7 protein-coding genes are annotated in these 10,915 nt (G+C 61.5%); 4 read left to right on the top strand and 3 right to left on the bottom strand.

Annotated elements, in window-relative coordinates:
- Positions 1 to 217 precede the first annotated feature (217 nt).
- Positions 218 to 592 carry a hypothetical protein gene (locus ACZ5B4_RS03270; protein WP_464913010.1) on the bottom strand — a complete coding sequence of 125 codons (375 nt, stop codon included), beginning with the start codon at positions 590 to 592 and terminating at the stop codon, positions 218 to 220.
- 100 nt (positions 593 to 692) lie between these two features.
- Here ACZ5B4_RS03270 and ACZ5B4_RS03275 point away from each other — a divergent pair, with 100 nt between their 5' ends.
- Positions 693 to 3,641 carry a serine/threonine-protein kinase gene (locus ACZ5B4_RS03275; protein WP_464913011.1) on the top strand — a complete coding sequence of 983 codons (2,949 nt, stop codon included), beginning with the start codon at positions 693 to 695 and terminating at the stop codon, positions 3,639 to 3,641.
- Positions 3,642 to 3,808: 167 nt separating this feature from the next.
- On the opposite strand, the gene ACZ5B4_RS03280 is transcribed toward ACZ5B4_RS03275, so the two are convergent.
- Both ACZ5B4_RS03280 and gmd read right to left on the bottom strand, forming a co-directional pair.
- Positions 3,809 to 4,894, bottom strand: a complete 1,086-nt coding sequence (locus tag ACZ5B4_RS03280) for a lysylphosphatidylglycerol synthase transmembrane domain-containing protein (protein ID WP_464913012.1) — start codon at positions 4,892 to 4,894, stop codon at positions 3,809 to 3,811.
- Positions 4,895 to 4,998: 104 nt separating this feature from the next.
- On the bottom strand, positions 4,999 to 5,991 hold the full coding sequence (gmd, locus tag ACZ5B4_RS03285; protein WP_464913013.1) for a GDP-mannose 4,6-dehydratase: 993 nt from the start codon (positions 5,989 to 5,991) through the stop codon (positions 4,999 to 5,001).
- Positions 5,992 to 6,329: 338 nt separating this feature from the next.
- On the opposite strand from gmd, the gene ACZ5B4_RS03290 reads away from it, so the two are divergent.
- The 3 genes from ACZ5B4_RS03290 to ACZ5B4_RS03300 all read left to right on the top strand — a co-directional run bounded on the left by ACZ5B4_RS03290 (position 6,330) and on the right by ACZ5B4_RS03300 (position 10,892).
- Complete coding sequence (locus ACZ5B4_RS03290) at positions 6,330 to 7,319, top strand: AAA family ATPase (protein WP_464913014.1); 990 nt, start codon at positions 6,330 to 6,332, stop codon at positions 7,317 to 7,319.
- A 91-nt stretch (positions 7,320 to 7,410) separates the two neighbouring features.
- Complete coding sequence (locus tag ACZ5B4_RS03295) at positions 7,411 to 8,793, top strand: DUF58 domain-containing protein (RefSeq protein ID WP_464913015.1); 1,383 nt, start codon at positions 7,411 to 7,413, stop codon at positions 8,791 to 8,793.
- A 50-nt stretch (positions 8,794 to 8,843) separates the two neighbouring features.
- A complete protein-coding gene (locus ACZ5B4_RS03300) occupies positions 8,844 to 10,892 on the top strand; it encodes a DUF4129 domain-containing protein (RefSeq protein WP_464913016.1) in 2,049 nt (682 codons plus the stop codon).
- Positions 10,893 to 10,915: the final 23 nt, after the last annotated feature.

Below are 10,915 nucleotides of genomic sequence, written 5' to 3' on the forward strand. Positions count from 1 at the left end.
CGCGCCGGTGCGCCTACTCTCACTATGAAGCGTAGCTTATGCCGAGAATCGATAACTGACGAATCGGACCAATTTCCCCACAGCGGCCTAATTGGGCTTTGTCCGCGGGGCGTGACAGCGATTGGGAGTCTGGAGGACGACGACTTGGCGCCGCGAAAGCGTGGCAAGTGTGCTCCCCACGCCGGGTGGAGGGGATGTCAAGTGCGGTTGCGCGCGGTCATGTCCCCAAGTGACGTTTTTCGCGGCGCATGTCGCGAAAAGCCGGGAGGAATCTCGTCGGCCGTACGATAGTAATGCGTTTTCGGTCGAACAGGCGACGCGTAATCAGAGATGTGTAATCTTTCTTGAGACACAATCCCGAAATTGGAGTGACGAGTCTTTTGGTGTGGTCGAAATGATTGCGCCCGCGACGCAGCGGCGTGTCTTGGTCAGCGTATTTTCCAAAGCAGCCGTTTGATTGACCGACATCTTTGGCCGAAACTACAATGAGAATAAGACGGTGAATCCGGCATTTGAGGCTCAAGTTCGCGACTTCTTGACAACGAACAACTCTTATCTCCGCTCTCTTCGCAAAAAAACGAATCATCGTCATGATAGTTTCCCTTCGCACGGCCTGACGGATCGGAGGGGGACGCCGACAGCCGAGAGTTTTATGAGCAATACGGGGCCTTAAGCCGTATTGATTCCGAATCATGTCCCAGTCCACGCCGCCATCGCGAGACATAGCCGGCTCCGCCGTCAACGGCGGTTCCGTCCGGCACCGATTGGACGATCAGCCCACGGTGATTACCGGCAGTGATCAGGTTGCCGCGGGCAGCACGGCCGAGCTGGGCGTTGAGATCGTGGCTCCCAAACTGACGCCGGGAGCCATGATCGGCCCGTACGAATTGTTGGATCAGATCGGCGGCGGGGGGATGGGCCGCGTTTTTCGCGCATTCGAGGCCTCCGTGGGACGGACGGTCGCCCTGAAGCTCCTCTCCCCGAATCAGGCCGCGGATCCGCAGACGTTGGCCCGGTTTCAGAACGAGGCTCGGGCCGCGGGGCGGCTCAATCACCCCAACATCGTTCAAGTCTTTTCCGCGGGGGAAGTCCAGGGCATTCCCTTTATCGCGCTGGAGTTCATAGAAGGGAAGAATGTTCGAGCCTTGGTGGAGGAAAGCGGCGGTCTCGCCGTCGGAGAGGCCGTCCGTTACGCCATTCAGGTCGCCGAAGCCCTGGAACACGCTTGGTCGCGCGGGGTCGTACATCGGGATGTGAAACCCTCGAACATCCTGGTGTTGCCGGACGGTCGTGTGAAGCTGATCGACTTCGGCCTGGCGCGGATGCACGAAGGGACCGGACGGTCCCGCGATCTTACCAGCTCCGGCATGACGCTGGGGACGTTCGACTACATCGCGCCGGAACAGGCGCGGGATCCCAGACTGGCGGACATCCGCAGTGATATCTACTCGCTTGGGTGTACGCTCTTCTTCATGCTGACGGGGCGTCCTCCCTTTCCGACGGGTACCGTCTTGCAGAAGCTATTGCAGCACCAGGCCGAGGAGCCGCCGGACATTCGAAAGTTCCGCAAGGACGTGCCGGAGACGCTGGTGCGGGTGCTGCGCAAGATGATGGCCAAGTCGCCGCGGCATCGTTACCAAACCGCCTCGCAGCTCATCCAGGGGCTCAGTGAAGTCTTGGCCGAGATCAGCCAGCATTACGCGGCGGGGCGACTATGGGGACCGCCCGAATCGCAAGCGCAGCGTGCGTGGCGGAAACACCTGCCTTGGTTGGTCCCCGTCATGCTTTTCTTCTTAGGAACCATCGCATTGGATTGGTGGTGGTCGCCGGCAACACTTCAGGGGCTGCCGGGGGGAGAGATCTACGACTTGCCTTTACAGCCGGACCGCGAGCGATTGCCGCGTCCTTCGCCGCTCGAATCTGAGACGCCTTCCGATGCCGCCCAACGGCAATTGCCGGGCACCGTCGCCGCCGGGTCGGTCACGGTCGATCCGTCTCGATCGCGCGGTGACGGCCTGACGTCGCAGCTTGAATCCGCCGCCCGGTTGGATGTGCCGTCGGGCTTGGCGTCGGGAGAAGCGGCGTTGTCCGGGCGAGAGAACGATACATCTTGGGAGATGGCCAACCGGCTCGGCAGCTTGTCGGCGGATTGGCCTGCTTCGACCGTGCCGCGAGACAGGCCGTTCGGACCTTCGGAGGGGCTTGGTTCGCCGCCGATAGCTCCCGATCCGGCGGCGGCCGGGCCGTGGGCGTCCTTGCCGGGGACATGGCGTCGAGATGCGTCGGCAAACGGTGCGAACTCCGCGCTCGCATTGCCCGGCACGTCACCGCCCCCGTCGAACGCCGCAACAGGGTCCGGTCTCGGTACGGCGTCCGGCGAACGTACGGGAGAACCGCTTTCCGCAGCCGGCGGCGTAACAGGGTTCCCCGGTTCCCGCCCGTCGGCTGCCGGGCCTGCTCGAGGCGTTTTGATGGTGGACCCCAAGGGGCAATCGGTAGGGCGGTTTCCCACATTAGGGGCCGCGTTGGCTGCGGCGCAGGCGGGCGACGAGATTCGCCTCGACTTTGACGGGCCATTGGAAGTGGAACCGTGCGACGTCCGGGGGCGAAGCCTGACCATCGCCGCCGCCGAAGGGCGTCGACCCGAGCTGATGCTGCGTCCGGCTCTGGGTACGCTCTCTCAGCGACAAAAGACCTTTTTTGCGGCCGCAGGCGCCACGCTGACCTTTCGGGAGGTCGCCCTTCGCGCGGAAAACGTGTCTTCCGTTTGGCCGGACGGCTGGTCCGTCATGCATTTGGACTTCGGCTCTCAAATCATTTTGGAACGCTGTTTAGTGACGGTAGCCGAAAAGAATTGGAGCAACCAGGATCGGGCGACCGCCGCCCGCATTTTTGAGGTGCGAAGCGATCCGCAGTCTTACGTCCTCTTGACCGGGGGCTTGCCGTCTCCGGATCTTGCCGCGAGGCCGGTGGCGATCGCTTTGAACGATTGCGTGCTGCGAGGGGAAACGGGGGTGGTTTGGGTCGGTGCCGGGCAGCCGTTGTCCGTGTCGCTCAGGAATTGTATGACGAGCACCGTCGGACGGCTGTTGGATGCCGTCGGCAGCGACATGCCGTTGGCGAAGGAATCGGTGATTCGATTGACGGCCGAAAACGTGACGTGTGCGGTTCGGTCCGGGGTGGTGCGAGTGATTCCCGGCGAATATCGGCCGCACGTGCCGCAAGTCGAGATCGATGCCCGGGCTTCCATTTGGGTCGGTCCGCCGCAAGGAATTCTGGTCGAACACTTGGGAATGAGCGCGGAAGAGGCCTTGGGAAGATTTCGCTGGCGGGGGGACCGCAATTTCTACGAGCGGTTTACCGTTTTCTGGAGTATTGCGCCCAGCGCGGGGACGGAAATGCTTCGATTGCCGTTCGAGGCGTGGAAAAACTACTGGCGGTGGGAGAATGAGACTTCCCCGGCCTGGGGAGCCATTCCTTGGAGTCGGCCCTTGCCGGACCGCAGTCCGCCCCATGAGCACACCCCACGCGACTATGCTCTCATGGACCCGTTGATCGACGATGCCGCCATCGGTTTGGCGGGCCAGGTGGGTTGCCTTATCGATCGCCTGCCGACCGTGAACTCGGAAACGGCGCCATAGCGACCGTGAAACGTCAGGCCGAGGATGAACTGGCACTCGCGGCAAACCGGGGCCCGCTTCGATTCATGGATTTCTCTTGTCGCTGGTCGCAAGGCGAAGGCACCGCGGGCTGATCGGTAATCTGCGACGGTCCCTCTTGCGATCGGCGGAGCCGGTCTTTGCGCCGTCTATGGGAATTCGAGAGCGACTGCGGAGTCCGTAGCGGCGGAGTCCGCTTCGTCCAAGGCGGTCGTCCATTCCTGGCGACTGGAAAGATAGTATCCGACTCCGATTGCCGCGATGATCAGCGTAATTACCCGATAAACGAGCATGGTTAGAAGCCCCTGACCCGGCGGAATCGTTGCCCCCGAAGCCAGGGGAATGGTGGCATAAAGACGATCCAGCACAAACTCGGACGGGCCGATGGATACCGGCAGCACCTGGGCGGATGCGCTGACCGGGACCATGACGAAGTGGTAACTCAACGAATGGACACGTGGGAACATGGTGCAAGAGATGAGGAAGATCGAACAGGCATTCAGCAGGTGGACGGGAAACGTCATCAAGATGGATGCCGTGATCAAGGGCAGGTTGTGGCGATAGCGACGAATCGCTTCGGCCAATCTTGCTATTCCTTTGCCGATCAGAGGCGTGCGCTCCAGCAATCGGAGGAAGGCACCGTCGGTTGCGTCAGGCGCCCAGAGCACGATCAGGCCGACCGTCATGGCTGCGGAAACGGCGATGACCGCCGCCGACACGGTCTGAACGATCGCCTGCGGTTGCCGGTGGAATCCGGTCAAGAGAATGGCGATACCTGCCGTCAGAAAGAGGACGTAGAGACCGAGGATCCGGTCCAGGAGGACGGAGGCTACGCTCTCGGGCCGGTGACCGGGGAATCGTCTCGCGACGAGGATCGCCTTGGCCATGTCTCCGCCCACAATTCCCATTGGGGCGAGATTCAATAGAAATCCCACGAAGCTCAGACGCAAGGATTCGCCGAAACGAATGGGCGTTCCCAAAGCGCGGATCAGCAGCCACCAACGGACGAAAGTGATCAACACGGCCCCGAACGACGCCGCCATGGCCGCCGGCAGCAGGTACCAACGATCCCCCGCGTAATGGAGGAGCTGCCGCAATAGCAACGGATTGAAGCCGTGCTCGTCGCGAAAAAGCCCTTCGCCCTTGTGCACGGCGTCCCACACAAGGTAAGTCAGGATTCCGATCGAGATTGCCGCCTTGAGGAAGGCGATCGTCCATTTGCGGATGCGCTTCATAGGGTATTGCAACGCTTGGGATTGCCCGGCGATCGCCTGAGAGTCGGAGCGGGGGAATTCCCTCGTTTTTGAAGTGCGACGGTGCCGGCTCGCGGCCGGTGAAATCACTTCCCTCCGCCGCAATCGTCCGCCATTTCGCGACGTACCGTCTGCAAATCCGAATCCACCATCATTTGTACCAGGCCCGTGAACGAGACTTCCGGTTGCCAACCAAGGACGCGGCGGGCTTTGGATGCGTCCCCCCGCAGCGTACAGACTTCGGCCGGGCGGATCAGTTTGGGGTCGATTTCAACGTATTCCCGCCAATCCAGTCCGACGTACGAGAATGCAGTCTCGACCAATTCTCGGACCGAATGCTTCTCGCCGGTGGCGACCACGTAATCGTCGGGCTTATCTTGCTGAAGCATCAACCACATGGCGCGGACGTAGTCGCCGGCAAAGCCCCAATCTCGCATGGCGTCCAAATTCCCCAGGGACAATTTGTCTTGTAGCCCCAACTTGATTCGGGCCACCGCGTCCGTGACTTTTCGAGTGACGAATTCCTTGCCTCGACGCGGGGATTCGTGATTGAAGAGGATTCCGGAACAGGCGAAGATGCCGAAGCTTTCGCGGTAATTGACCGTGATCCAGTGGCCGTAAACCTTCGCCACACCATACGGGCTGCGGGGCCAGAACCGCGTGTTCTCGTTTTGCGGTTCCTCACGGACGTCGCCGAACATCTCGCTGGAGCTGGCTTGGTAGAAACGTATGCCCGGGTCCACCTGGCGAATCGCCTCCAGCATTCGCGTAACTCCCAGGGCCGTGAACTCGCCGGTCAACAGCGGTTGCTCCCAACTGGTGGGAACGAAACTCATGGCCGCCAAATTGTAGACTTCGTGGGGACGAATCGCGTCCAAAAGCCGTACGATCGAGAGCTGGTCCAGCAGGTCGGCCTGGTGGAGCGTGACCAGCGCGCGGATATGCCGGATTCGATCGAATCCTTCGGTGCTCGAACGGCGAACCATCCCGTGGACTTCGTATCCTTTTTCGACAAGAAACTCGGCAAGGTACGATCCGTCCTGACCGGTAATTCCAGTGATCAACGCTTTCTTGGACATTGCCCGATGCTCCCTAATCGTGGCGCGAGTCCCTGCCCGTACTCGCGGCGGCGATATCCGATATCCGGTGCGTCTTGGGGCGCGCTTTGTCACCGCTGGAAAAGTCTATCTTACCAAAGAACCAGAACTTGTGACGGTGTCAGGCCGAGCATAGAATGCGTTTGGAGCAAGAATCTCATCGTCGGCGGGGATTGCGCCCGCAAAGGCGTTCCATTCGGTACAATCCGCCCTCCGTGAGGGGACCGTGTAAAGTCATATTTCCGGCGGGATTGCGGGGGCTCGCAATTCCGGATTCCGCGGCGGCAGGAACGGCGGCCGAAGCTGGGAGCAAACACGCGATGAGCGAGGGATTGGGCTTAGCGGCTGTTCAGGCGGTCACCCGAAAGGTGATCGCCAACGTGGAGCAGGCCCTGATCGGCAAGCGGCAGCAGATCGTTTTCGCGCTGGCGGCCGCCCTCTCGGAGGGGCACGTATTGTTGGAGGATGTGCCCGGCGTGGCCAAGACGATGTTAGCCCGGGCCTTGGCCCAGAGCTTGGGGGTTACCTTCAACCGCATTCAATGCACTCCCGACCTCTTGCCCAGCGACATCCTGGGAACCTCGATCTTTCATCCGAAAACAGGCGAGTTCGTGTTCCGTCGCGGGCCGATCTTTTGCCAGGTTCTGTTGGCGGACGAAATCAACCGGGCTACGCCGCGAACACAGTCGGCCCTTTTGGAGGCCATGGCGGAGGGGCGCGTGAGCATCGACGGCGCGACGTATCGCTTGGATCCGCCCTTCTTGGTGATCGCCACGCAAAACCCCATCGAGCACGAGGGGACGTTTCCACTCCCGGAAGCGCAGCTCGACCGATTCTTGCTCCGCTTCTCCCTCGGCTATCCTCAGATGGAGGAGGAAATCCAGTTGCTTGGGCGGCTCCAATTGGAACACCCAATCGACAAGATTCGGCCGGTCATCTCCGCGGCCGACCTTTTGAATGCTCAACAGGCGGTACGGCGGGTGCACGTGGAGGATCGCGTGAAGCAGTACATCGTGGAATTGGTGCATGCCACGCGGGAGCATCAAGACGTACGGTTGGGGGGCAGTCCGCGTGCCGGAATTGCGCTATTTCGCACGAGTCAAGCCGTGGCCGCCATGCTGGGACGCGGTTTTGTGTTGCCCGACGATGTCAAACGCATCTTTCACGCCGTTGTCGGCCATCGCATCATTTTGAGGCCGGAAAGCCGCCTGCGCCGCGTATCCGTGGAGGACGTTTTGAACGAAGTGCTGGATGCCGTCCCGGTGCCGATAGTGGAGCCGCCCTCCGCGAAGACGGTCGGATCGTCTTAGCGGGCCGACTCGCGCGGACCGCGCCAAACCAAGGCGGGCAGTCGAACGCCTTCCGAATCGACCGAGAGCTTCGCTCGCGGGAAGAGAAAATGTGAATTCCGCACCTCCGTCGAGAATACGAGCTTCGTGGGAACCTGCCGGGCGACTGGCGACCGACAAGGTCATCGTCCGTTGGGCCGTGGCGGCGGCGATCCTGCTGCTCGTTGCCTTGATACTCGGCTCCGCTCCGTTGGCTGCGGCCACCTATCTCCTCCTGGCGACGGCACTGGCGGTGCGGCTGCTGGTGCGGTACTGGGCGACGCAAGTGTCCGCTTCGCGGGAATGCAACCGCGTCGATGTCCGCATCGGCGACAAGGTGGCCTTCAACGTCGAGTTGCACAATCGCGGACGCCTGTCCGTGCCTTGGCTGATGGTGGAAGATCTGATCCCGGCTGCCGATCTCCACGGTGCGCCGCCGCGGTTGCGGCTTCTCGGACGAAACATGGCGTTCTTGCGTCTGCCCAAAGGCGGCAAAAAGCGACTCTTCTACCAGATCGAATGCATGCGGCGAGGATTCTATCGCATTGGGCCGCTCCTTGCCGAAACCGGTGATCCGTTCGGATTACAGCGCAGGTACCGCACGTTGGCACCGCCGCAATATCTATTGGTGTACCCGAGAGTGGTTTCCCTGGAAGGATACGACATCGCCGCCAAGCGTCCCTTGGGAGAGATGCGTCTGGCCTATCAACTTTTCGAGGACCCTACCAGGATCGCCGGCATTCGCCCTTACCAACCCGGTGATCCCCCGCGGCGCATTCATTGGGCGGCGACCGCGCGCACCGGGCAATTTCAAAGCAAGGTGTATGAACCCTCCGCCTTGGCCGGCGCCACGCTACTTGTCGACTTGTCGCCGAGCGGCTATCCGGCCGGCCAGGCCTACGCGCGGTCGGAGCTGGCTGTTTCGGCGGCGGCTTCCCTGGCTCATGCTTTGTACTTGATGAACGAACCGTTCGGGCTGATCTGCAACGGTCGCGATGCTGTGGAACGCGCCAGAGAGGAAGGCTGGGACCCGGATCCTCACCAGCGTTGGGCGACGATGCGTGTCCGAACGCCGGTCTCACCGGGACGGGCCGCGGCGCCGTTGATTTTGCCCCCACAGCGCGGCCCTCAGCAATTTCAGCACGCGCTGGAGGTCTTGGCCCGGGTGGAATTGTATGAGGGATTGAGTTTTTCCGACTTGATTCAAGAGGCGATGCCCCGCATTCCCTTGGAGACGACCGCCGTGGCGTTCATCGGGATGCTGACCGCGGAGACGGCTTCAGCCTTGGAAGGAGTGCGGCGTCGCGGGGTTCAGGTCGTTGCGATTTTCAACCATCCCTCCGAGGTGGATTTCGCCGTTGCTGCCGCCCGACTCGCTGATTTGGGGATCGAGACGCGTCACCTTCCTTCGGACGAGCATCTGCCGACGTTTTGCAGTCAGTATGTTTATCGCTGAGCTTACGGACGGCGGTGAGTTGCTTGCGGCCCGTGGGGCTTGGAAGAACCATGTCATCGGAACGCCGAACCGCCGTTGATTTTCTTGCCCTCATCGTGAATCCCGTGTTGGTCATGATGATGGTTGGCAGCCTTGCTTTCTTGCTTCAAGAATCGTTCTACCGCGGCGATTTTCCGATGCGTCTCCGTTGGGTCAGCGGCCTCTTTGTTTTCGCCGCCGTGCTGATCGCGTGGATCACCATCGAGATGGGGCGGACTCGGGCGGGTTTGTACCTTAGCCCTCTTCTAATCCTCGGCGTGATCGCTCTCAATCGTTTCGTGGAATCGCATGTCTGGGGCATCCCCGCCTTGACCAGCGTCTTTCATGTGATTGTGGTCGTGTCGGTGTGGCTGGTCTGTCACCACGTCATGCTGGATTGTCTCCTCTTGGACGAGGGTGCCGCCCTCCCGAGCGGGAGAGGCTTGTTGGATGAATGGTCGCAAAAAACCGAGTCAACAGAGTCGGCCGGGAGAGGAAACGGTTCGCGTGGGGAATTCGATGCGACTGCGTCGGGCACGTCTGCGAGCCATACGATCAGTATATTTATGGACCGCATCTATCCGGATCGACCGCAGGGACCGCCCGGTCGCACCGTATTGTACGTCCTGCTCGGAGGATTGCTCGTGATCGCTGCGGCCGGCCTGAACGGCCCCGCTCAGGGGACGGTAATCTACGCGGCTAGTTACGTCGTGGCCGGCTTGGGTTTGTTGATGACCACCCATTTGCTCCAATTGCGGCTCTATTTGCGACGGCGAGGTATCGCAATGCCGGACGATGCCGTCCGCGGTTGGGTCACCGTGGGCAGCGCGATCGTCGTGGGAGCGGTGCTGCTTGCATGGCTCTTGCCGAAACCTGCCGTGCCGACCTGGAGCTGGGGCGTCTACCTCACGTCTCCCTTACGCAAGGCATCGTCATGGGCGGCGCGGACCGTGGAACCTGCCGACACGCCGGATCGAGAGGGAGCTACCGCCGCCCCGCCTCCTTCGTCGCAAAAGGCTGCCGCTGAACCAAGTTCCGGTGAAGGCCGGGACGCCGAACAACCGTCGGACGTCGGCAAGGGGAACGGCGGGAGCAAACGCGAGGGTGATCCGTCGGCAGCATCGGGCGGAACTAAGCAGCATCACGACAACAACCAAACCGGGGCGAAGCACGATGACGAGAGACCGCCGAAAGAGGCAGCGAACGCGGAGGTTGCAAAACGAGACGGAAACTCCCAAACACCGTCCCACGAATCATCGTCCGCGGATTCCGGTAGTTCGCGGAGCGGCGGGCGGCCTCCTTCGGAGCGTTCGGAGGATTCCGCGAAGAACGGCGAAGCCGGGGAAGCTCAGCACCGCGAGGGAAAGTCTCACGAGCCTTCGGGAGATGCACAAGATAATCGCAATGAATCTTTCGGGCAGGGAAGTGAGCGGTCTCTGACGGAGTCCGGATCGGAGACTCATCGGTCTCGGGAGACGAAACCGGCTTGGCGTTTGGACTTGACCCAAGTCTCCTCAAGTCTGGCGTGGTTGTTTCGCCTGCTCGTGTCTCTAGGTTTTCTGCTGGTGGTGGCGTGGCTGGCTTGGCGATATCGGCACGAGATTTGGGAGGTCTTGCGACAGTGGTGGGAGCAGCTCGCACGTCTACTGGAATCGGTTTTCGGACGGAGGCGGACCCCGAACACGGAAGAGCCGCCGCAGGTTCTCACGTCACCGAAAGTGCCGCCCTTCGCGAGCTTCCAGGATCCGTTTGCCTCAGGAGCGGCCGCCCGGCAATCTCCCGTCTGGCTTGTTGTATACTCTTTCGATGCGCTCCAAGCCTGGGGTGAAGAATTGGGGGTGCCGCGCGATCCGGACGAGACTCCGAAAGAGTACGCCCGACGATTGCGAGCCTCCGACCTTGCAGGGCCTGCCGATTTCAACCGCTTGTGCGAACTTTATAACCTGGTGGCATACGCCGGGCGAAGCGGCACGATTACCTTATCGGCCGAAGACCGGCACGCCCTGGCCGCCGCCTGGCGATACATGAGTCGCCGCGTCCAAGAGGCAACAACCGCCGGCCGCCCAGCGACCGCCGATTGAACGCCGTCATCTGGGTGCGTGAC

Source organism: Thermogutta hypogea (assembly GCF_055386265.1).